This window comes from Streptomyces sp. NPDC033845, assembly GCF_055576225.1.
In genome coordinates, this window is the sequence record NZ_JBVIRI010000010.1 from 251183 (window position 1) to 272467 (window position 21285).

At 73.5% G+C, this 21285-nt stretch carries 18 protein-coding genes; 7 read left to right on the plus strand and 11 right to left on the minus strand.

From position 1 onward, the window contains the following. Positions 1 to 9 precede the first annotated feature (9 nt). On the minus strand, positions 10 to 1686 hold the full coding sequence (locus ACZ50K_RS22810; RefSeq protein ID WP_468905886.1) for an amidohydrolase: 1677 nt from the start codon (positions 1684 to 1686) through the stop codon (positions 10 to 12). A 56-nt stretch (positions 1687 to 1742) separates the two neighbouring features. Beyond that, positions 1743 to 3143: a purine-cytosine permease family protein gene (locus tag ACZ50K_RS22815; protein WP_468905887.1), complete on the minus strand. Its 1401-nt coding sequence runs from the start codon at positions 3141 to 3143 to the stop codon at positions 1743 to 1745. Positions 3144 to 3286: 143 nt separating this feature from the next. Here ACZ50K_RS22815 and ACZ50K_RS22820 point away from each other — a divergent pair, with 143 nt between their 5' ends. Next, a complete protein-coding gene (locus ACZ50K_RS22820; RefSeq protein ID WP_468905890.1) occupies positions 3287 to 3925 on the plus strand; it encodes a TetR/AcrR family transcriptional regulator in 639 nt (212 codons plus the stop codon). Between the two features lie 61 nt (positions 3926 to 3986). Here ACZ50K_RS22820 and adhE read toward each other — a convergent pair whose 3' ends face one another. After that, complete coding sequence (gene adhE / locus ACZ50K_RS22825) at positions 3987 to 6599, minus strand: bifunctional acetaldehyde-CoA/alcohol dehydrogenase (protein ID WP_468905892.1); 2613 nt, start codon at positions 6597 to 6599, stop codon at positions 3987 to 3989. Positions 6600 to 6832: 233 nt separating this feature from the next. Between adhE and ACZ50K_RS22830 the strand changes: the two genes are divergently transcribed. After that, a complete protein-coding gene (locus tag ACZ50K_RS22830; protein ID WP_468905894.1) occupies positions 6833 to 7279 on the plus strand; it encodes an alpha/beta fold hydrolase in 447 nt (148 codons plus the stop codon). A 47-nt stretch (positions 7280 to 7326) separates the two neighbouring features. Here ACZ50K_RS22830 and ACZ50K_RS22835 read toward each other — a convergent pair whose 3' ends face one another. From ACZ50K_RS22835 to ACZ50K_RS22850, 4 genes are all read right to left on the minus strand, one after another. Then, positions 7327 to 8028, minus strand: coding sequence for a hypothetical protein (locus ACZ50K_RS22835; protein ID WP_468905897.1), 702 nt, complete (start codon positions 8026 to 8028; stop codon positions 7327 to 7329). 70 nt (positions 8029 to 8098) lie between these two features. Beyond that, positions 8099 to 8989: a S1 family peptidase gene (locus ACZ50K_RS22840; protein ID WP_468905898.1), complete on the minus strand. Its 891-nt coding sequence runs from the start codon at positions 8987 to 8989 to the stop codon at positions 8099 to 8101. Positions 8990 to 9124: 135 nt separating this feature from the next. Next, entirely contained in the window at positions 9125 to 9982 is an 858-nt protein-coding gene (locus ACZ50K_RS22845) for a DUF1684 domain-containing protein (protein ID WP_468905900.1), read from the minus strand. 78 nt (positions 9983 to 10060) lie between these two features. Continuing rightward, entirely contained in the window at positions 10061 to 11317 is a 1257-nt protein-coding gene (locus ACZ50K_RS22850; RefSeq protein WP_468905903.1) for a DUF5685 family protein, read from the minus strand. A gap of 286 nt (positions 11318 to 11603) precedes the next feature. Here ACZ50K_RS22850 and ACZ50K_RS22855 point away from each other — a divergent pair, with 286 nt between their 5' ends. After that, positions 11604 to 12053 carry a cell division protein SepF gene (locus ACZ50K_RS22855; protein ID WP_468905905.1) on the plus strand — a complete coding sequence of 150 codons (450 nt, stop codon included), beginning with the start codon at positions 11604 to 11606 and terminating at the stop codon, positions 12051 to 12053. A 34-nt stretch (positions 12054 to 12087) separates the two neighbouring features. On the opposite strand, the gene ACZ50K_RS22860 is transcribed toward ACZ50K_RS22855, so the two are convergent. Beyond that, entirely contained in the window at positions 12088 to 13254 is a 1167-nt protein-coding gene (locus tag ACZ50K_RS22860; RefSeq protein WP_468905908.1) for an acyl-CoA dehydrogenase family protein, read from the minus strand. Positions 13255 to 13379: 125 nt separating this feature from the next. Next, positions 13380 to 15050, minus strand: coding sequence for an MFS transporter (locus ACZ50K_RS22865; RefSeq protein ID WP_468905910.1), 1671 nt, complete (start codon positions 15048 to 15050; stop codon positions 13380 to 13382). Between the two features lie 246 nt (positions 15051 to 15296). On the opposite strand from ACZ50K_RS22865, the gene ACZ50K_RS22870 reads away from it, so the two are divergent. Continuing rightward, positions 15297 to 16412, plus strand: a complete 1116-nt coding sequence (locus ACZ50K_RS22870) for a glycosyltransferase family 39 protein (RefSeq protein WP_468905912.1) — start codon at positions 15297 to 15299, stop codon at positions 16410 to 16412. A 242-nt stretch (positions 16413 to 16654) separates the two neighbouring features. Beyond that, positions 16655 to 17650 (plus strand): phosphatase PAP2 family protein, encoded by a 996-nt coding sequence (locus ACZ50K_RS22875; protein ID WP_468905914.1) that lies wholly within the window; start codon positions 16655 to 16657, stop codon positions 17648 to 17650. 249 nt (positions 17651 to 17899) lie between these two features. On the opposite strand, the gene ACZ50K_RS22880 is transcribed toward ACZ50K_RS22875, so the two are convergent. Both ACZ50K_RS22880 and ACZ50K_RS22885 read right to left on the minus strand, forming a co-directional pair. Further along, positions 17900 to 18904: a helix-turn-helix transcriptional regulator gene (locus ACZ50K_RS22880; RefSeq protein ID WP_468905917.1), complete on the minus strand. Its 1005-nt coding sequence runs from the start codon at positions 18902 to 18904 to the stop codon at positions 17900 to 17902. Between the two features lie 46 nt (positions 18905 to 18950). After that, a complete protein-coding gene (locus tag ACZ50K_RS22885; protein WP_468905918.1) occupies positions 18951 to 19673 on the minus strand; it encodes a transglycosylase family protein in 723 nt (240 codons plus the stop codon). Between the two features lie 307 nt (positions 19674 to 19980). Between ACZ50K_RS22885 and ACZ50K_RS22890 the strand changes: the two genes are divergently transcribed. Both ACZ50K_RS22890 and ACZ50K_RS22895 read left to right on the plus strand, forming a co-directional pair. After that, complete coding sequence (locus ACZ50K_RS22890) at positions 19981 to 20778, plus strand: hypothetical protein (RefSeq protein ID WP_468905920.1); 798 nt, start codon at positions 19981 to 19983, stop codon at positions 20776 to 20778. 146 nt (positions 20779 to 20924) lie between these two features. After that, positions 20925 to 21281: a hypothetical protein gene (locus ACZ50K_RS22895; protein WP_468905922.1), complete on the plus strand. Its 357-nt coding sequence runs from the start codon at positions 20925 to 20927 to the stop codon at positions 21279 to 21281. Positions 21282 to 21285 lie beyond the last annotated feature (4 nt).

Below are 21285 nucleotides of genomic sequence, written 5' to 3' on the forward strand. Positions count from 1 at the left end.
GCCCCCGGACTACTCCGTGGCGGTGGCCGGGCCGGGCGCGGGGGCCCGGTGGACGATCTCCCCGCCCACCACCACGGTCTCCGCCACCGTCCCCGGGATCAGCTCCGGGGCCACCGCCAGGATGTCCCGGGACAGGACCACGAAGTCCGCGAGCTTGCCCACGGTCAGCGATCCGCGCTCCTCCTCCAGGAAGTTCGCGTGCGCCGAGCCCATCGTGTAGCCGTGCACGGCGGTCACCACGTCCACCGTCTCGGCCGGCTGCCAGGCCGGGCCGTCCCCGGTCAGCGGCTTGCGGGTGACCGCCGTGTAGATGCCGACCATCGGGTCCATCTCGGCCACGTTCCAGTCGCTGGAGAAGGCGAGCACCGCGCCCGCCTCGTGCAGGCTGCGCATCGGCCAGGCCTTGTGCCAGCGGTCCTCGCCGACGTTCTCGGCCCAGTCCTGGCCGGGGCCGGCGATCTCCGGGGCGCAGTGCCGGGGCTGCATGCAGGCGACCACCCCGAGGGCGGCGAACCGCGGCACGTCGGCCGGGTCCAGGCACTCGACGTGCACCACCTGGTGGCGGGCGTCCCGGGGGCCGTTCACCTCGCGGGCGTGCTCCACCGCGTCCAGGACCGTACGGATGCCCCGGTCGCCGGTGGCGTGCACGAAGCACTGGAAGCCGCGCGCGTCCAGCCCGGCGAGGAGTCCGGCGAACTCCTCCGGCGGGTAGAAGGTCTCGCCCCGGTGGTGGCCGCAGCCGGCGTACGGCTCCAGCAGGGCGGCGGTGCGCGGTTCGACCACGTCGTCGATGTAGAGCTTGAGCGGGCCGACCCGCAGCCGGTCCCCGGAGAACCGGCGGGCGGCGGCGGCGAACTCGTCGAGGTCCGCGCCGCTCGTGCCGCGCGGGTGGAACAGGGCGGCCACGATCCGCGAGCGCAGCCGGCCCTCGGCGCGGGCCCGCTCGAAGAGCTCCAGGTCGTCGAGGGAGTTCTGCGGTTCGACCACGGTGGTGATGCCGAAGCCGATGGCGTCGTCCAGGGACTTGGCCAGCCGCCCGTACTGCCGGTCCGGCGCGGCCCAGGGCACGCCGAGCCCGCGCAGTGCCCGGTGGCCCTCCCGGGAGAGTCCCTTGACCGCGAAGTCCTTGACGAAACCGGTGGGCTCGCCGGTCTCCGGGTCGGTCTCGGCGGTGCCGAAGGGCAGGTCGGTGCGGTCGGCGGTGACGCCGAGGCGGCGGAGGGCGGCGGTGTTCAGCCAGGCGGTGTGGACGTCGTAGGAGAGGACGAAGGCGGGGGTGTCCCCGGTGGCCGGGTCGAGGTCGGCTGCGCACGGCATCCGGCCGCCGGGGACCGCGGAGTAGTCGAAGGCCTCGGCCTCGATCCAGTCGGCGTCCGGGTGGGCGGCGTGCCAGACCCGGATCCGTTCGTGGATCTCCGCGAGGGTGCGGGCGCCGGCCAGCTGCACACAGGCCTCGTCCGAGCCGAGCCGGACGTGGTTGTGGGCGTCGATGAACCCGGGCAGGACCAGCCGTCCCGCCCCGTCGATCCGCTCGGTGTCCGGTCCGGCCCAGTGCTCGGCCTCGGAGTCCGGGCCGAGCCAGACGATCCGGCCGTCGCGGACGGCGAGGGCCTGCGCCTCGGGCAGGTCGGGGTCGACGGTGTGGATCCGGGCTCCGGTGAGCAGCAGGTCGGCGGGCGCGTTCATGGTGGTGCTCCTGGTACGTACGGGACGGGGTGCGGGGAACGGGGGCAGGCTCGGGTTCAGGCGGAGACGGCGGCGGGGTCCGAGCCGGGCGCCGGGGCCGGGGCGGGGAGCCGGCGGACCAGCGCCCAGTACACGAGGCCGGAGACCAGCGAGCCGAGGAGGGTGAGGTCGGCGCCGCCGAGCGGGGCCACCAGCGGTCCGGTCCACAGCTCGGAGTCGCAGGTCAGGGCGGCGAAGGCGATGCCGGCCAGGAGGGCGGCGATACCGGCCGGGTGGTAGCCGGAGCGGTACCAGTAGCCGCCCGCGGGGCCGGTGGCGTGCAGGGCCGTGCCGTCGTAGCGGCAGCGGCGGAGCAGCATGTCGGCGAGGAACACCCCGCCCCAGGGGGCGAACACGATGATCAGCAGGGAGAGGAAGGAGAGCAGTCCGGTGGTGAAGTCGGTGAGGAACAGCGCGCCGAGCGAGCCGACTCCGGTGATTCCGGCGCTGACCACGATGGCCCGGGCGCGGCTCCAGGGGATGCCGAGGACCTGGAGGTTCAGGCTGGAGGAGTAGAGGGTGATGATCGAGTTGGTGACGGAGCCGCCCAGCACCAGGACCAGGAACAGCGGCTGGAACCAGCCGGGCAGCAGGCTCTCGGTGCCGGCCACCGCGTCGGTCATGTCGGTCCGGGTGGCGGCGGCGACCCCGGCGACCCCGAGGGCCACGGAGGACAGGAACCCGCCGAGCGCCCCGTACCAGGTGATCGACTTCAGGCTGGTGGTGCGGGGCAGGTAGCGGGTGTAGTCGGCGGGCATCGGCAGGTAGGAGAAGGGGGCGGCCAGCATGACCACGAAGGCCAGGCTCCAGCCGGACAGCCCGGGGACGGCGGTCGCGGGGGCGGAGGTGTCGGCGCCGGGCAGCACGAAGGCGATCAGCGCGGCGAAGCCGGCGGCGAGGACGTAGGCCATCCAGCGTTCGGCGAACTGGACGGTGGCGTGGCCCCACATGGCGACCACGAAGGTCAGGGCGAGGGTGACGAACAGGGCGGTCGCGCGGGCGGCGGTGCCGTGCGGCAGTCCGAGTTCGCCGAGGAGCACCTCCAGCGCGAGGGTGCCGACCACCGTGTTGACGATGGTGTAGCCGATGCCGACCACCCAGTTGAGGACGCCGGCCGGGAGGTTGCCGCGGACCCCGAAGGCGGCGCGCGAGATGACCAGGGTGGCGGTTCCGGTGCGGATGCCGGACAGACCGGCGGCGCTGATCACGAAGAAGGCCAGCCCGCTGACCACGACCACGGCGGTGGCCTGCCAGAAGGTGAGTCCGAAGGCCACCGCGAGGGCGCCGTTGATCACGTAGGTGAAGGTCAGGTTGGAGCCGAACCAGAGCCAGAAGAGGTCCCTGGCCCCGCCGTGCCGCTCGCTGTCCGGAATGGGGTCGATACCGCGCGTCTCGACTCTGAAGACCTCGTCGCTCATGGTGCCCCTGACCTTGAATGGTGTTCTAACTTCTTGAATGGCATTCAAGATGAGGGGTGCACCGGTCCCCCGTCAAGACCCTGTCCGGGATAGGGTCGGCGGACCAAGATCAGAGGGCGCGGGGAGAGCGGAGGGTGACAGCGGTGGCAGGAGCGGCACGGCGTCGCGACGGGCAGATCGCCCAGGAGCGGATGCTGGAGGAGGCCATGGCGGCCATCGCCGAGGACGGGCTCGCCTCGCTGACCATGTCCGCCCTGGCCGAGCGGCTCGGCACCAGCGGCGGCCACATCCTGTACTACTTCGGCAGCAAGGACCGGCTGCTGCTGGAAGCCCTGCGCTGGAGCGAGCAGCTGCTCACCGCGGAGCGCACCGCGCTGCTCGGCCGGCGGGTCACCGCGGGGCGCAAACTGGCCCTCTTCATGGAGCTGTACCTGCCGCGCGGGCCGCGCGACCCGCGCTGGACCCTGTGGATCGAGCTGTGGGCCCGCACCCCCTCCAACGAGGAGCTGCGGGCCGCCCAGGAGGAGATCGACCGGGGCTGGCAGCGGGACCTGGAGACACTGCTGACCCGGGGCGTGGAGCAGGGCCGGTTCGCGGCGGTCGAGGTGCCCGAGCGGGCCTCGGAGCTGCTGGCCCTGCTGGACGGGCTGAGCACCCGGGTGGTGCTGGGCCAGCGCGGCGCGGACCGGGCGCAGGCCCTGGAGCGGGCCCGGTCGGCGGCGGCCCGGCTGGTCCCGGCGGCCCCGGGCCCCGGGCAGCCGGAAGGCCCGCCCGGGGACTAGTTCCCCGGACGGGCCCGGTGCGGCCGCCGTCGGCCGCGACTCCCGCTGTCGCTCCTTCCGGCTACTCCTTCTCGCCGGTCCGGTTGCCGTAGTACGCCTGGCGCATCAGCCGCTGCATGTCGTCGATCATCGGCATCCGCGGGTTGGCGGGGGCGCACTGGTCGGCGTAGGCGTTCATGGCCTGCTGCGGGAGGGCCTCGACGAAGGCCGTCTCGTCCACGCCCTCCTCGGCGAAGGAGGCCGGGATGCCGCACTTGGCGCGCAGTTCCTCGACCGCGGCGGCGTAGGACTCCACGCCCTCCGCCGGGGTGGCGGCCGGCAGGCCCAGCATCTTGGCGATCTCCTGGAAGCGCTCCGGGGCCCGGTAGACCTCGGCCTTCGGCCAGGGGGTGGCCTTGTGCGAGACGGTGCCGTTGTGCCGGATCACGTGCGGCAGCAGGATGGCGTTGGTGCGGCCGTGGGCGACGTGGAAGGTGTTGCCCAGGGTGTGGGCCATGGCGTGGACCAGGCCGAGGAAGGCGTTGGCGAAGGCCATGCCGGCCACCGTCGAGGCGTTGTGCATCTTCTCGCGGGCCTCGGGGTCGTTCGGCCCGTCCACCACGCAGCGTTCGAGGTTCTCGAAGATGAGCTTGACCGCCTGGAGGCACAGCCCGTCGGTGTAGTCGTTCGAGTAGGCGGAGACGTACGCCTCGGTGGCGTGGGTGAGGGCGTCGAACCCGGAGTCGGCGGTGACGGTGGCCGGCAGCCCCATCGGCAGGACCGGGTCGACGATGGCGACGTTCGGGGTCAGCGCGTAGTCGGCGAGCGGGTACTTCTGGGCCGCGGCCGGGTCGGAGATGACGGCGAAGGGGGTGACCTCGGAGCCGGTGCCGCTGGTGGTGGGGATGGCCACCATCTTGGCCTTCTCGCCGAGCGAGGGGAACTTGTAGGCGCGCTTGCGGACGTCGAAGAACTTCTCCTTGGTGTCCGCGAACTCCACCTCGGGCCGCTCGTACATCAGCCACATGATCTTCGCGGCGTCCATCGGGGAGCCGCCGCCGAGGCCGATGATGGTGTCGGGCCGGAAGTCCCGCATCATCGCGGCGCCCGCCTGGACGGTGGAGAGCTCCGGGTTGGGCTCCACGTTGTCGATGACCTGGACGGCGACGGGCTCCTCGCGGCCCTGGAGGATCTCGGTGACCTTCTGCACGAAGCCCAGGGAGACCATCGTCTTGTCGGTGACGATCGAGACCCGCTTGATGCCCTCCATCTCACCGAGGTAGCGGATGGAGTTGCGCTCGAAGTAGATCTTCGGGGGGACCTTGAACCACTGCATGTTGTTGTTGCGCCGTCCGATCCGCTTGACGTTGACCAGGTTGACCGCGGTGACGTTGTTCGACACCGAGTTGTGGCCGTAGGAGCCGCAGCCGAGGGTCAGCGAGGGCAGGAAGGAGTTGTAGACGTCGCCGATGCCGCCGAAGGTGGAGGGGGAGTTGGCGATCACCCGGATGGCCTTGACCCGGCGGCCGAACCGCTCGACCAGCTCGGCGTCCTCCGCGTGGATGGCGGCGGAGTGGCCCAGTCCGTGGAACTCGACCATCTGAGCGGCGAGTTCGATGCCGTGCTCGGTGTCGGCGGACTTCAGGGCGGCCAGCACCGGGGAGAGCTTCTCCCGGGTCAGCGGCTCGCCGTCACCGACCTCGGCGCACTCGGCGAGCAGGATCGAGGTCCCCTCGGGGACGGTGAACCCGGCCTGTTCGGCGATCCACTGCGGGGACTTGCCGACCACGTTCGGGTTCAGCTTGGCCCCGGAGCAGTCGGCCGCGTGGGCGGTGGTGCCGAAGACGAACTGCTCCAGCTTGGTCTTCTCGGCGGCGGTGACCACATGGGCGCCCAGCCGCTTGAACTCGGCGATGCCCTGCTCGTAGATCTCCGCGTCCAGGATGACGGCCTGCTCGGAGGCGCAGATCATGCCGTTGTCGAAGGCCTTGGAGAGCACGATGTCGTGGACCGCGCGGCCCAGCTTGGCGCTCTTGTGGACATAGGCCGGGACGTTGCCGGCGCCGACGCCCAGGGCCGGCTTGCCGCACGAGTAGGCGGCCTTGACCATGGCGTTGCCGCCGGTGGCGAGGATGGTGGAGACGCCCGGGTGGTTCATCAGGGCGCCGGTGGCCTCCATGGAGGGCTGCTCCACCCACTGCACGCAGTTCTCGGGGGCGCCGGCCGCGACGGCCGCGTCGCGGACGATCCGGGCGGCCTCGGCGGAGCAGTGCTGGGCGGAGGGGTGGAAGGCGAAGATGATCGGGTTGCGGGTCTTGAGGGCGATCAGCGCCTTGAAGATGGTGGTCGAGGTCGGGTTGGTGACCGGGGTCATCGCGCAGACGACACCGACCGGCTCGGCGATCTCGGTGATGCCGTTCAGCTCGTCGCGGCGGATGACGCCCGCGGTCTTCAGCCCGCGCATGGAGTTGACCACGTGCTCGCAGGCGAACAGGTTCTTGACGGCCTTGTCCTCGAAGAGCCCCCGGCCGGTCTCCTCCACGGCGAGCTTGGCCAGCTCCCCGTGGGCGCTCAGCGCGGCGAGGGAAGCCTTCTTCACGATGTGGTCGACCTGCTCCTGGTCGAACGTCTCGAACCGGTCGAGCGCCTTGAGCGCGCCCTGGACCAGTCCGTCCACCATCTCGTTGGCCTGCATGGCAGGAACCCCTTCTCACGAACGACGACCGAACCTTTTCCTGATGACTCAATTCCACACCCGAAATCGGATGCCGGTGGTCCGAAAAAGCCCCCTCCCGGGAGGCCGAAAGACCTCAGGGCCTCCCCCACATCCCCGAAGAACACCCCCTGAGCTGCGTGAACATCGAGGGACCAAAGACCCCTGTGCGCTTGTGAAAACTTTCACAAGAATTTCGTGATTTCATCTTCGCCATGCGAATCGACGTGCCCGGACCCGGCGGCCGCACCCTTGTCCTCGCCCGCGCCGCCCGGATCCGCCGGGACCCGGAGCGGCTGCTCACCGATCTCGCCGCCGACCTCGCGGCCGCGGACCTGCCGGTGCTCGCCGACCCCCGGGTCCGGGCCGTGCTGAAGGCCAACTACCGGGAGGCCCTGCGGGTCTCCGCGCACGGCTGGCTGGACGACGTCCTGGCCTTCCGCCGCCCCTGGGGCTTCGACCCGGCCGCCATCCGCTGCCCGGTGCTGCTCTGGCGCGGCGCGGAGGACGGCTTCTCCCCCGCCGGGCACTTCCACTGGCCGGCCGCCGCCGTCCCGGGCAGTACGGCCGTACTCCGCCCGGGAGCCGGGCACTTCGCCGCGCAGTACGTCCTCACCGAGGCCCTGGACCGGATCGGATCGGCTGACCCGCAGGGCCCATAAACCCCACCAGCCCCACGGACACCATAGGCACCACGGCTCCCGCGGGCTCAGTCCACCGGCCCGATGGCCTCCTCCCGGGCCCCCCGCAGACAGCGGACGATCCGCTCGTGGGTGTCCCCGACGCTGTCCGTCACCCGCACCCGCAGATGGAGCTCCGCCACCACCTCCACGAACCGGGTGCCGAAGGCCCCGACCGCCACGGTCTCGTAGGTGCCGGTGGCCACCAGGGGGAACCCGGGGCCCAGCAGCCCCAGCCGGTAGTCCACGGTGGCCCGCAGCCCGGCGGCCGCCAGCACCTCCCCGGCCCCGGAGGCCGACAGCCACTCCACCGGGCGGTCCGGTTCGGCGGCCGGCAGCACGAAGTAGTCGGCCGCCACCACCACCACGTTGTGCTGTCCGCCGTTGAGCAGGCCCACGCACCAGACCGGCCCGGGCCCGGGCAGCCGCCCCTTCTCGTACTCCGACCGCCAGCCCAGCACCGGCCGGACCGTCCGCGCGTACTGGGCGCGGGCCAGTACCACGCCCGCCGCCACCGCCAGCAGACTGGCCAGGGGTTCCTCGGGCATCAGCGCCAGCCGCCAGGGCCAGTCGGCCCGGGTCGCCTCGGAGAGGTTGCCGCGCACCACCTCCCAGCACAGCACCGCGGTCAGCAGGCAGAGCAGCAGCAGCGGTGCGGTGAACAGCCAGGGGTTGCGGGCGATCCGGCGCTGGGCGTCCGGCAGCCGTTCGGTGGGAGGTATCTGGTCCATGGGCCCCAACAATGGACCCCCGCACCCGGGTTGGGGAGGGGGTCCATGGATGTGCGGTGCCGCGGGTGGGTCAGTAGACGCTCACCCCGTAGGCGCTGAGCGCCTCCCGGACGGGCTGGAAGAAGGTGGTCCCGCCGGTGGAGCAGTTGCCGCTGCCGCCCGAGGTGAGGCCGACCGCGCGGGTGCCGTTGTAGAGCGGGCCGCCGCTGTCGCCGGGCTCGGCGCAGACGTTGGTGCGGATCATGCCGTAGACCACGTCCCCGCCGCCGTAGTTCACGGTGGCGTTCAGGCCGGTGACCTGTCCGCTGTGGGTCCCGGTGGTGGAGCCGCGCCGGGTCACCGACAGGCCGACGGTGGCGTCGATGGCGGTGGTGATGTCCTGGTTGCCGACCTGGCCGGGGTGGGCCAGGGCGGCGTTGTCGTAGCGGACCAGGCCGTAGTCGTTGTTCGGGAAGCTGGAGCCGACGGTCGGGCCGATCACGGTGGTGCGGGCCGAGTTGGTGTACCAGGTGCCGGCGCCGTCCGTGCAGTGCCCGGCGGTCAGCACGTAGTAGGTGTTCCCGCTGCGGACGTTGAACCCGGCCGAGCAGCGCCAGCTGGTGGCGTAGATGGCGTCGCCGCCGGAGAGCAGCTTGGTCAGCTTGCCCGGGGTCCGCTCGATCCGCAGGGCTCCGGCGTCCCGGCCGGCCTCCCGGCGGATCCTGGCGATCTCCGCGGCGGAGACGGTGGAGTCGGCGGTGACCACCAGGCTGCCGGTGGCGGGGTCGGCGTGCCAGGCGGTGCCGGGGACGTCGGCGCGCAGCAGCGAGGCGTCGGCGGCGGCGATCCGGTCGGCCGCGTAGCCGCCGGCCGGCCGGTCGTCGGCGGTGGCCGTGGCGGCCGGTACGGCGAGCGCGACGACGGCGGCCAGTCCGGCCGCGAGGGCCGCGGCCCGGGTGGGGGTGGTGCGCTTGATCCTCACTTCTCGTCCTCCCGTGGGGGTGTGGGGGTGGGGGTCCGGTGAGGCGCAGTCAGGTGTTCGGGGGCGGACCGCGGGTGGGGTACCGGTCTTGGCCGTGTCCCTGACAAGCGCTGCTCGGGAGTGTGCTGTTTCCGGTCAGGCGTCGGCAAGGGCGCCTTTCAGCCGCCGCTCGCCCGCCGCCACCTCGAAGGGCAGGGTGTTGCCGGGCGGCGGGAACGGGCAGATGAAGTGGTCGGCGAAGGCGCAGGGCGGCAGCAGCGCCCGGTTGAAGTCCACCGTCACCGAACCGTCCGCGGCCGGCGGTCCGGGCCTCAGGAAGCGGAAGCGATAGCTGGTCCGGCCGCCGGTGGCGTCGCCGAACACGGCCCAGAGCCCGCCGTCCTCCTCGTCCGCCGCCACGCTCAGGGCGTGCTCGGTGCCGCGGTGGGCGAAGCGGAGCTCACCGGCGAGACCGAGGCCGCGCCGCCGCCCGTCCACGTTCTCCACCGGGACGGTGCGGTCCTCGCCGTACGGCAGGAACCGGCCGGGCAGCGCGTATCCGGGGTCGTACGGGGTGGCCTCGATCCCGGTGAAGGAGCGGCGGGCCGCCGAGGCCGGGTCGAAGACCCGTACCGCCCAGTCGCCTTCGCGGCGGATGAGCAGCAGGTGGAGCGGGCCGGCCGTGAGCCGGGCGCGGGAGGGCGGGCCGGTGTCGGCGCCGAGCTCGGCGGCGCCGGAGAGCGGGGTGCCGTCCAGGGTGAGCCCGTCCGCGGGCGGGGCCCCACCGGGCTCCGCGCCCCCGGCTGCCGGCTCGGCGGGCCCGGCCGGCCCGGGGGTGAGGAGCACGGTGGAGCCGTTCACCCGCCAGCGGCCGGGAACGGCCGGAATTCGCCCTTCCGGGTAGTCGGCGAGCCAGTGAGTGCCCGTCAGGGACAGTGGGCCGTACGGTCCGGAGACCGTGTCCAGCCGCCGCTCGTGCCACCGCTGCCAGGCCGCGGCCTCGTCTTCGCTCATGCCGCGCAAGATTTCCACAACCGCGCGCGGGGCGCGGATCGGATACTCCGTACGGCGCTGCCGCGATCTGAGGGGGACTCAGTCGCAGGGGCAGCAGCAGTCGCAGGCGTCGCAGCCGCAGTCGCAGTCGCAGTCCCGGCAGACGCCCTTGCGCTTCTTCCGGGACCAGGGGCCCTCGTACTCCTTGGCGCAGCACAGCTGACAGGTGCAGAAGAGCCCGACGGCCGCCGCGCAGCCGGCCAGCAGTCCGCGCCTCGGCGGCGGCTGCGGCGCGCCGAACCCGCCGGGCGGCATGCCCGGACCGCCGGGCCCGCCCGGAAGCCAGGGACCGCCCTGCCCGCCGGGCGCGCCGCCGTAGGGGGAGCCGCCGTACGGGGATCCGGGCGCGCCGCCGTACGGGGCGCCGCCGTACGGGCCCTGCCCCGGGCCGCCGGAGCTGGCGAGCACGGTGCCGCCCGCGCCGCCCCCGTGGCCGCAGCTGCTGGTGCCGAAGGTCCGGTCCACCGAGCTGCGCAGCTCGTGCACCAGCAGCCGGTGGGCCAGCCCGCCGTCGACGAACTCGGCCTCCCGCAGGGCCAGGCGTATCCCGCGCAGGGCGTCCTCGCACAGCCGGCGGGCCTCGGCGGGCGGGGTGCCGGTGGCGTCCAGCGGGTTCCAGGCCCCGGCGGCCCGGTCCGCGGCCAGGTCCTCCACCGCGTCGAGCAGGTGGGCGAGCCGGCCGAAGTAGCGGCCGGCCTCGGCGAGCGCGGGGGCGTTGCCTGGCCGTCCGGCGAGGGTCGCGGTATGCGCGAAGGCGGCGGCGGTGGCGGTCTCGGTCGGCTCGGTGACGGTGAGCAGCGGGGTGCCGGGTCCGGCCAGCGCCTCGATCCCGGCCTGCCGGTCCACGGCGTCGACGAGGACGGCGGTGTCGAAGCCGAGGGAGGCCCCGGTCCGGGCGCCGGCCCGGTCCCAACCGCGGGCGACCCGGCGGGCGGCGGCGGCGATGGGTGCCCGGGCCAACAGGCCGTCCCGGTCGGCCACGTGGTCGCGGACCTTGGCCGAGGCGAGGACCAGGGAGACGGCGGCCGCCAGCCGGGCGCCCTCCCCCTCGGCCACCGGGGCGGTGCGCATCCCGCGGAGCGGGCAGGGGCCGGCGGTGCGGCGGGTGCCAGGGGCCGGACCGGACTGAGCCTCCGTCAGGACGGAGACCAGCAGCCCGTCGTAGTTGGTGACGATCCTGGAGGCCTGGCCGTGTTCGCCTCGAAGTGCCAGGCACAGTCCGCAGAGATGGGCGGTCCACTCCGCCTTGTACCGCTCGCCCAACCGGTGCGCGCAGGGTCTGACGATGCCGAACAAAGTGGTTCCCCCGTGTGTCATCCGCGTAGTTCTGGGCATCGTATCCAGCCAGGGCCGTCACCCGTACGTCCCCTGTGTCCACCCGGTTGGCGGCAGTGGTCGTATTTTCACTCAGACAGCTGCGGTAGCTGCCCTGATCGCCCAGCAGGCACCGGGTGTTCTGCACCAGTACCGTCACGAAACCTCCGCGCGGCGGCTATCCACTTGGCGCGTTGTCAGCATCATGAACGACCATAGGGATTGCGGAGATGACGACAGAAGACAGCCGCGGTGAAAGGAGGCGTCCATGGGTTCGGTACGCAAGGCGAGTGCGTGGCTCGGTCTCGTAGAGGACAGCGACGACGAGCGCTACTACGACGACGAGTACGCGGAGGCACCGCAGGGCCAGGCCGCCGGGGACCAATGGGTCACCGATCCGCGGGTGAAGGTGGTCGCCGACTCCGCGGTCGAGCGGGGCCGCCGGATCGCCACCGTCACCCCGGACGGCTTCCGGGACGCGCGGGGCATCGGCGAGCTGTTCCGCGAGGGCGTCCCGGTGATCGTCAACCTGTCCTCGATGGACCCGTCCGACGCCAAGCGCGTGGTCGACTTCGCGGCCGGTCTGACCTTCGGCCTGCGCGGCTCGATCGAGCGGGTGGCGACCAGGGTCTTCCTGCTGACCCCGGCCGACACCCAGATCGTCAACGGTGAGGCGGCCGGTCGCGGCGGCACCGGGGGCTTCTTCAACCAGAGCTGAGCGGGCCCTCACCGGACGCCCCTGACGGACGCCCCTAACGGAAGGCGTCGAGCCCGGTGAGCGCCTTGCCCAGCACCAGCTGGTGCATCTCGACGGTGCCCTCGTAGGTGAGGACCGATTCGAGGTTGGTGGCGTGCCGCATGACGGGGTATTCGAGGCTGATCCCGTTGGCGCCGAGGACCGTGCGCGCGGTGCGGCAGATCTCGATGGCCTCGCGGACGTTGTTGAGCTTGCCGAAACTGATCTGCTCCGGCCGCAGGGTTCCGGCGTCCATCCGGCGCCCCAGGTGGTGGGCGAGCAGGATCCCCTTGTGCAGTTCCAGCGCCATGTCGGCCAGCTTGGCCTGGGTCAGCTGGAAGCCCCCGATCGGCCTGCCGAACTGCTCCCGCGTCCTGGAGTAGTCGAGGGCGGCCTCGAAACTCGCCCTGGCCGCGCCCATGGAGCCCCACACGATCCCGTAGCGGGCGTGGCTGAGGCAGCCGAGCGGGCCCTTGAGTCCGGTGACCCCGGGGAGCACCGCGTCGGCCGGCAGCCGGACCTCGTCCATGACCAGTTCGCTGGTGACACTGGCCCGCAGCGACCACTTGTGCCGGATCTCCGGCGCGGAGAACCCCGGGCTGTCGGTGGGCACCGCGAATCCGCGGATGCCGTCCTCGGTCTGCGCCCACACCACGGCGACCGAGGCCACGGACCCGTTGGTGATCCACATCTTGCGGCCGGTGAGCACCCAGTCGGTGCCGTCCCGCTTGGCGTGGGTGCGCATCGCGGCGGGGTCCGAGCCCACGTCGGGTTCGGTGAGGCCGAAGCAGCCGATCAGTTCGCCGGCCGCCATGCCGGGCAGCCAGCGGTGCTTCTGCTCCTCGGAGCCGTAGCGGTGGATCGCGTACATGGCGAGCGAGCCCTGGACGGAGACCAGGGAGCGGATCCCGGAGTCGGCGGCCTCCAGTTCCAGGCAGGCCAGCCCGTACTGGACGGCGCTGGCGCCGGCGCAGCCGTAGCCCTCCAGGGACATGCCGAGCGCTCCGAGGGAGCCGAGCTCGCGGGCCAGCTCGCGGATCCCGGGGAGTTCCCCCTTCTCGTACCAGTCGGCGACGTACGGCAGCACCCGGTCGGCGGCCCAGCCCCGGACGGTGTCGCGGACCGCGAGGTCCTCGGGGCTCAGCAGCTCGTCGAGGCCGAGGGGGTCGGTGGGCACGAACACGGGTCGCCTCCGGCGGGATGGGGGAACCTGGGCGGACCGTCGGCGGGCCGGCGGTGCGGGTCTCCCCGCCGCGCCGACGTTAACGCCCGTTCTCACCTACCGGCAAGCGTCCGCCGTGCGGGCGGTCAGGCCGGGCGGCCGTCGAGGGTGCGCTCGGCCTTGGCCGGGGAGGGGATCCGGGCCGCGGAGGGCCGGGCCGGGGCGGCCGGATCGGCTTCGGCCCGCTCCGGGCACTCCATGGCCCTGGGCAGCTTGAGCGCCATCACCGCGCCCGCCACCAGCAGTCCCGCGCTGACCAGCAGGGTGATGTGCAGTCCGTGCACGAAGGACACCCGGGCGGCGTGGTAGAGGGCGTCCCCCGCCGGGCCGCCCAGCCCGGCGGCGATCTGGTAGGCCTCGCCCAGCGAGTTGACCGCGCCCGCGGAGTCGGCCGCCGACACCCCCGGCACGTCGGCCAGGCCCGGCGCGTACGCCGCGTTCATCACGCTGCCGAGCAGGGCGATGCCCATGCCGGCGCCGAGCTGGTAGGAGGTCTCGCCGATGGCGGCGGCTCCGCCGGCGGTCTCCGCCGGGGCCTCGCTCAGCATCGACTCGTAGGCGGCGAACAGGGTGGTCTGGAGGCCGAAGCCGAGCAGCACGAACCCGGCGGTGAGCAGCCACGGCCGGTCGTGCTGTCCCATCAGGGTGAGCAGCAGCACGGCCAGGGCGGTCAGCAGGAAGCCCAGCGAGACCATGGCGCGGGGGCCGATCCGCTGCAGGGTGTACGAGCCGGTGCCGCCCGCGGCCATCGCCGCGAAGGTCAGCGGCAGCAGCCGCAGTCCGGTCTCCAGCGGGGACAGGTGGAGCACCAGCTGGAGGTACTGGACGGCGATCAGCTCCAGGCCGACCAGGGCCAGCATGGCCAGCACGATGCAGCCCACGGAGGTGGTGAACGCGGCCCGGGAGAACATCCGGATGTCGATCAGCGGGTGGGCGCGCCGCTTCTGCCGCCGGACGAACAGCACCAGCAGGGCCGCCCCGAGCAGCAGCGGTCCGAAGGCGAGGGGGTCCAGGAAGCTCTGGTCGGCGCCGGCCCGCTTGACGCCGAGCACCACGCCGAGCACCCCGGCCGCGGCCATCAGCGCGCCGGCCACGTCCCAGGGGCCGTCGGCGCCGCCCTTGGACTCGGGCAGCAGCCAGCGGCCGAGCGGCAGGATCACGGCCATCAGCGGGATGTTGATGAGGAAGACGGATCCCCACCAGAAGTGCTGGACGAGGAATCCGCCGAGGACCGGGCCGCTGGCCGCGCCGATGGCGGCGACGGCGGTCCAGATGCCGATGGCCAGGGCCCGCTCCCGGCGGTCGGGGAAGACCTGGCGGAGGATCGACAGGGTGGCCGGCATGATCATCGCGCCGCCGACGCCGAGCAGGGCGCGGGCGGCGATCAGCACCTGCGCGCTGTCGGCGAGCGCGGCCAGGGCCGAGGCCGCGCCGAACAGTCCGTAGCCGAGGAGCAGGATCCGGCGGCGGCCCACCCGGTCGCCGAGGGTGCCGAAGAGGATCAGCAGCGCGGCGCACACCAGCGGGTAGGCGTCGACGATCCACAGCAGCTCGACGGAGCCGGGGCGGAGGTCCTCGGTGACGGAGGGGACGGCGACGTGCAGGATCGTCGCGTCGAGCGCGACGAGGACGAGGCTGACGCACAGGACGGCCAGGACGACCCATCGGTTGGCGCCGCCCCGCGCGGCGGCGAGCCGTCGCAGGGGCTGCCAGGGGGAAGGGGTCCGGTTGCGGCCGGCCGTGTTCGTCCCCGACATGCATGTACCTCCCAGGTGATCCCTCGCACTCGGCGGACCAGCGATGACGGGCCGCGGGTGAGCGGCTTGGCGTACGGGGTCCGGCGTCGACACGCGAGTGAACCGACAGCGTACGCGAGTTCGGACGGCCGTCACGTGGTCAAGCTCTCACCCCGGCGGCCGCCGGGGTGTGGCGTACGCCACTGCCTCTCCCCCGCGTGCACAGCCGGTCACGGCCCGTGGTCCCGGCCGCTGCCACCGATAATCATGCCCGTGAAAGATCTTGCTGTTCGCCGGGCCGCGCCCGCGCTCCTCGCCTTCGCCGCGGTCCGGCTCCTCGGGCTCGCCGTGCTGGCCGGGTGGGGGGCGGTGGCGGACAGCAGTCCGCACAAGCTGCTCTCGGCCCGCTGGGACTCCCTCTGGTACGCCCGGATCGCCGCCGAGGGGTACGGGTACGAGATCGCGCTCCCGAACGGGGACGTGCACTCCAACCTCGCCTTCTTCCCGCTGCTGCCGTGGCTGGAGCGGCTGGTCTCGGCGCCGACCGGGCTGACCCACGGTTCGGCCGGACTGGTGGTGTCGGCGGTGGCCGGGCTCGCCGCGGCCTGGGGGATCTTCGCGGTCGCCGATCTGCTGTACGGCCGGCGGGCCGGGGTGTTCGCGGCGGCCGCCTGGGCGGCGCTGCCGGTCGGGATCGTGCAGTCGATGGCCTACAGCGAGTCCCTGTTCACCGCGCTGGCGGCCTGGTCGCTGTACGGGGTGCTGCGCGGCCGGTGGGTCACGGCCGGGCTGCTCGCGGCGGCGGCCGGACTGACCCGGCCGGTGGGCGCGGCGGTGGTGGCGGCGCTGTGGGTGGCGGCCGCGCTGGCCCGGCGGAACGGCACCGCGAACCGGTGGACGGCGGCCGGGGTGCTGCTGGCCCCGCTGGGGGCGGCCTCGTACGTGCTGTGGGTGGGGGCCCGGACCGGGGAGGGCCCGCTCGGCTATCTGCGGGTGCAGGGCGGCTGGGGCAACGGCTTCGACGGGGGCTGGGCCTTCGCCCGGTTCATCGGCGGCCGGCTCGGGTCGTCGGCCTGGCCGGCCGGGCTGGGGCTCCTCGCCGGGGTGCTGCTGGTGCTGTGGCTGTACCGGCTGTGCCTGCGGCAGCGGCAGCCGGCGGCGCTGCTGGTGTACTGCGGGATCGTGGTGGCGCTGGCGCTGTGCGCCTCGGGGTACTTCGGGTCCAAGCCGCGGCTGCTGCTCCCGGCGTTCCCGCTGCTGCTCCCGCTCGCCGTGGCGCTGGCCCGGTGGCGGACCGGCCGGGCGGTGGCGGTGCTGGCCGCGGCGGCGGCCGGGGCGGCGGTGTACGGGGCGTTCTGGCTGAACGGCTCGGGCCCGCCCTAACCGGGAATTGACGCATCGACATAAAGTTCCGATAAGTCACGTCGGGAATTCGGGGCCTTTAACGGAGCGTCCGGTTCACCGTGTTGGATCCCGAAGTCGGACAACCCCTCGGAAGCCATCGGAGAGACCGTCCCGGAATCCCCGGAATAGGGCTCCGACTGAGACCCACTCCACATCACATGGTCATCACAAAGCCCGCGATTCGACCGGGTGCGCCGCACACGCGCGGTAACGTCGATTGAGTGCGTACCGACCCATCATTCACCCGTCTGGAGCGGCTGTTCGCCCGCCTGGACCGTGAACCCGAACGACCGGCTCATCTGCAGACCCCGCAGATGAGCCGGCACCGTGTGGTGCTCTTCGCGTCGACCCTGCTGTTCTACGTGGCCATCGTGGTGGCCGTGCTGACCACCTCCTGGCTGGTCCGGCTGGACTGGCAGGTCATGTTCTGGCGGCCCTACGAGCAGTGGCCGGGGCTGCACGCCTACCTCGACTACCTGGTCGTGCTCGGCCAGCGCGGCCCCACCGCGGTCATGGTGGCCGCCTGGCTCGGCTGGCGCTCCTGGCGGCAGCACACCATCCGTCCGCTGATCACCCTCGGCGTGGCCCTGCTGCTGCTGAACGTGACCGTGGGCGCCGTGAAACTCGGTCTCGGGCGGCTCGGTCCGCACTACGCCACGCAGATCGGATCCGCCGAGCTCTTCGCCGGCGGCGATATATTTCCTTCCGGCCACACCGCCAACGCCGTGGTGACCTGGGGCATCCTCGCCTATCTGGCCTCCACCGCGCGCACCCGGCGGAACCTTTCGGTGCTGTCCGCCGTGGTCGCCCTGAGCGTCGGCGCCACCACCGTCTACCTGGGCACCCACTGGCTCAGCGACGTACTCCTCGGCTGGGCCGCGGGGCTGCTGATCCTGCTGGCGCTGCCCTGGTTCGAGCCGCTGATCGCCCGCGCCGAGGCCTTCGTCTTCGAACTGCGGGACCTGGTCCGCCGCCGTGCCGCGGCCCGTCCGGCGGCCCCGGCCCCGGCCCCCGCCCCGGCCCCCGTGGGGGCGGCCCGGGCGACCGCCCACACCGCGGCCCCCCGGCCGGCCGGCCACCCGGTGACGGTCCGGCCGCACATCATCCGCTCCGAACGCACCCCGCTCAGCCCGGCCGGGAGCCGGCGGCCCAGCCATCCGGCGCACACCGAACGGGCCTCGCGGAATCCGGCGGTCCGCCCGGTGGCGGGCGGCTGATCCGGCCCCCGGAGGCCGGTGGGCCGGTACGCACCGTCCGCCCCCGGCGCCCGCCCGTCAGCAGCACGCCCACACCTTCAGCCGAATCGGGTCACGCTTAGGTCACGGAATGTCGACAAGTGTTTCACCGGGCCCCCTCGGCCGAACCGGTGGATTCCCTCGGCCCGGCTATTCCCCCGGAGCCGCGACACGCCCGGCCCGGACGGTCTTTGAATTCGCCGCCGGAAAAACCGAATTCGGCTCGCCGAATTACCTTCCGGACGCCTCCGGAAGACCCCGGAAATCCGGAGCGGAACGCCCGGCCGCCCGCACGAGCAGATCCCGGGCGGCCTCGATCCGTTCCGCCAGCTCCGGCGGCTCCACCACTTCGAACTCGAAGCCCATCAGCAGCACATGGATGACGAGCACGTCCAGACTCGCCGCCCCGGTGCGCAGCAGACAGCTCTCCCCGTCCACCGGCTCCAGCACCCCGGCCGAGGGGGACACCTGCTGCGCCGCCTCCTCCGCGGACACCAGCAGCCGGACCACCGCCCGGGCCGCGTAGACCCGCTGGGAGACCCCCCGGGACACGTATCCGGCCAGGTCCTCGGCCGGCCCGGGGCGCGGGGCGAAACGCGGGCCGTGCGGCGGTCTGGGCTCGATCCGGTCGGCCCGGAAGGTCCGCCAGTCCGCCCGGTCCACGTCCCAGGCCACCAGGTACCAGCGGCGCTCGCTGCACACCAGCCGGTGCGGTTCCACGGTCCGCCGGGTGACCGCGCCCGAGTGGTCCCGGTAGCCGAACCGCAGCCGCTCGCCGTCCCGGCAGACCGCCGCCAGCTCGGTCAGCACCGAGGCGTCCACGGTGGAGCGCTGCGGCCCGCGCAGCATCGGCACGGTGAACTCGTTGAGCGTGGACACCCGGCGGCGCAGCCGGCCCGGCAGCACCTGCTCCAGCTTGGCCAGCGCCCGGACCGAGGCCTCCCCGATGCCCTCCACCCCGTTCCCGGCGGCGGTGCGCAGGCCCACGGCCACCGCCACCGCCTCGTCGTCGTCCAGCAGCAGCGGGGGCAGCTCGGCGCCCGCGCCCAGCCGGTAGCCGCCGCCGGTGCCGGGGGTGGCGTGGACGGGATAGCCGAGCTCCCGCAGCCGGTCCACGTCCCGGCGGACGGTCCGCGGGGTCACCCCGAGCCGTTCGGCGAGGTCGGCCCCGGTCCATTCCCGGTGGGCCTGCAACAGGGACAGCAGGCGCAGCAGTCGTGCGGAGGTATCCAGCATGCCCCGAGTCTGCCAGCGGCCCGGCGGGCGGCGGGACCGCCCCCGTTCAGCGCCCGGTGACCGCCGGAGCGGGCGGGGCGGCGGGCTTGGCGGACGGCGCGGCGGGCCGGGTGGTCGGGGCCGCCGGCTTGGCCGGGGCGGCGGCCGGCGGGATGGGGAGCGGCGCGGACCGGCCGCCCGGCAGACGCAGCCGGGTCCCCACCCGGAGCAGCTCCGGACGCGGCCCGACCTCCGCCCGGTTCAGCGCGTACAGGGCCTGCCAGCCGCCCGGGACCTTGTGCCGGCGGGCGACCGCGGACAGGGTGTCGCCCGGCCGCACCACATGGACCCGCCCGGACAGCCCGTAGCGCTTGGAGCACTCCGGCCAGGCCTCCCAACCCTGGGTGGCGAGCACCTCCTCGGCCACCTTGATCTGCTGCTCCCGGGTGGCCAGGTCGGCCCGCCGGGCGAAGAGCAGCCCGCCGTGGTCCTCCCAGGTGGGCTGCCAGAACTGCAGGCCCCCGTAGAAGCCGTTGCCGGTGTTGGTGCTCCAGCGGCGGCCGGACTCGCAGTCCGCCACGCAGTCCCACGGCCACAGCGCGCCGGGCCCGCAGTCCCCCGCCCCCTTGCCGATCACCCCGGGGGATCCGGCGACCACCGAGCCGGCCGGGCCCGGGGCGGGCGGTGGCGGGGGTGCCGCGAGGGCCGGGGCGGTGGACAGGGGCGCCAGGAGGGACACCAGCGCGGCGGCGGCCGGCCACGCGGCCCGCCTGATCCGGAGGTTGGGCATCGGGTCACGCTACGCACGGCTCCGGGGCCGCCGGGGCCCGCCACGCGGCGCCCGCGCCGGGGCAGGTCCGGAGCCACCCGTCCGGGCGCCCGCCGAAGCGGGCATCCGGAACCAGCAACGGCCATCAACTTGGCATAAAGAGACAGGAGTTGAAGCGAACAGAAACCGCTGCGCGAGGCGTTCACCCCTTCGGGCGTCCGGTTCGATTCCGTTCCCTCTTCCGGCGTTACCCCGGCCACCGCTCCCGCGTTGAGCCCGGCGGGCCGGGAACCCCCGGGCCGCGCACGCCTATCCGAGGAGTCACCCCGTGCCGCGTTTGCTCGACGTCAGCGATGACGTACGCGCCGAGATCGGCGACGAAGAGGCCGATCTGCTGCTCGCCGGCGACAACGCGCCGGGCAGTTACGACTGCACCTCCTGCCGCACCCCCGGAAACTCCGAGAGCGAACGCACCAGCACGGTGCTGTTCGTCGGCGAGGAGACCGCCGTCCTCGCCTTCGCCCACGCCACCTGCATCCCCTCGCAGGTCGTGGCCGTGTCCGAGGAGCAGCTCCAGGGGGCCGTCGCCTCCATCACCGGTGACTCGCCCGGCTCCGCGGCCGGACCCGAGGCCCCGCAGCCGGTGGCGGGCGGCCAGGCCGTCCTCGGCATCACCAGCGGACTGGTGCTGATCGCCGGCGACCTGCACCCCGCGCTGGTGGTGGAGCCCACCGCACCGATCGCCCGGCCCGGCACCACCGGCCCCGGCGACGACTTCCTGCCGCTGCTGATCGAGCAGGGCTTCATCCCGGTGACCAACACCGCCGACCTGCCCTCCCCGCTGGCCGGCTGGTCCGTCCTGCTGGCCGCCGGCCAGCTGCACGCCGTACTGCAGCCCGGCCCGGACGGCGCCGGGCACACCGCCTGGTGGCAGGCCCACCAGGCGCTCTCGGTCACCGACGGCTGGCGGGCCGCCGTCAACCGCACCCAGCGCGTGCTGATCTACGCGGCCCCGGTCGGCTCCATCGGCCAGCAGCCCCGCGAGGACCTGCTGCGCGACGCCCTCGACAAGGCGGCCGCCGCCGGCAAGCTCGTCGCCGCCTCGATGCCCCTGGCCGGCACCTGATCCCCACGGCCCCCGGTTCGCCGGGTGTGCCCGGACCCCTCCGGGCACACCCGGCGATCTGCGTTTTTCCGACCGTTTCCGGAGCCGCCCCGCATCCGCAGCGCCGCCGGTTCGTTGGCTGATACGTGCCTCAATACGACCCCCACATGCCCCCGTCGCGGACGCACGGCGCCTCGCAGACCCCGATCTACGACGCCCTGTACTCGGAGTACCTCCGCGGCTTCCGGGCGCTGCCGTACGACCGGACGGGCGAGGAGGACCTCGGGTTCACCGCCTTCGCCGCCGGACCCGCGGCCCTGGACCGGCAGAGCGCCTACACCGCCGGCCACAGCGGAGTCGGCGGCTGGAACGGTTCCGCGTGGCAGACCGAGCCCTGGCCCGTCTCCTACGCCCCGCAGCCCGCCTACGCCGGCGCCGGCACCTACGGCGGCGGGCGGCAGCACCAGACCGGAATGCAGCACATCCCGGCGGCCCTGCCGCCCGCTCCGCGCCGGGGCTACTGACCCC

Coding starts and splice junctions, on each gene's coding strand:
- ACZ50K_RS22835 (WP_468905897.1), bottom strand. CDS start 8,028: ATGGACCAGATACCTCCCACCGAACGGCTGCCGGACGCCCAGCGCCGG.
- ACZ50K_RS22895 (WP_468905922.1), top strand. CDS start 20,925: ATGCCCCCGTCGCGGACGCACGGCGCCTCGCAGACCCCGATCTACGAC.
- adhE (WP_468905892.1), bottom strand. CDS start 6,599: ATGCAGGCCAACGAGATGGTGGACGGACTGGTCCAGGGCGCGCTCAAG.
- ACZ50K_RS22830 (WP_468905894.1), top strand. CDS start 6,833: ATGCGAATCGACGTGCCCGGACCCGGCGGCCGCACCCTTGTCCTCGCC.
- ACZ50K_RS22880 (WP_468905917.1), bottom strand. CDS start 18,904: ATGCTGGATACCTCCGCACGACTGCTGCGCCTGCTGTCCCTGTTGCAG.
- ACZ50K_RS22865 (WP_468905910.1), bottom strand. CDS start 15,050: ATGTCGGGGACGAACACGGCCGGCCGCAACCGGACCCCTTCCCCCTGG.
- ACZ50K_RS22855 (WP_468905905.1), top strand. CDS start 11,604: ATGGGTTCGGTACGCAAGGCGAGTGCGTGGCTCGGTCTCGTAGAGGAC.
- ACZ50K_RS22885 (WP_468905918.1), bottom strand. CDS start 19,673: ATGCCCAACCTCCGGATCAGGCGGGCCGCGTGGCCGGCCGCCGCCGCG.
- ACZ50K_RS22870 (WP_468905912.1), top strand. CDS start 15,297: ATGCCCGTGAAAGATCTTGCTGTTCGCCGGGCCGCGCCCGCGCTCCTC.
- ACZ50K_RS22810 (WP_468905886.1), bottom strand. CDS start 1,686: ATGAACGCGCCCGCCGACCTGCTGCTCACCGGAGCCCGGATCCACACC.
- ACZ50K_RS22815 (WP_468905887.1), bottom strand. CDS start 3,143: ATGAGCGACGAGGTCTTCAGAGTCGAGACGCGCGGTATCGACCCCATT.
- ACZ50K_RS22845 (WP_468905900.1), bottom strand. CDS start 9,982: ATGAGCGAAGACGAGGCCGCGGCCTGGCAGCGGTGGCACGAGCGGCGG.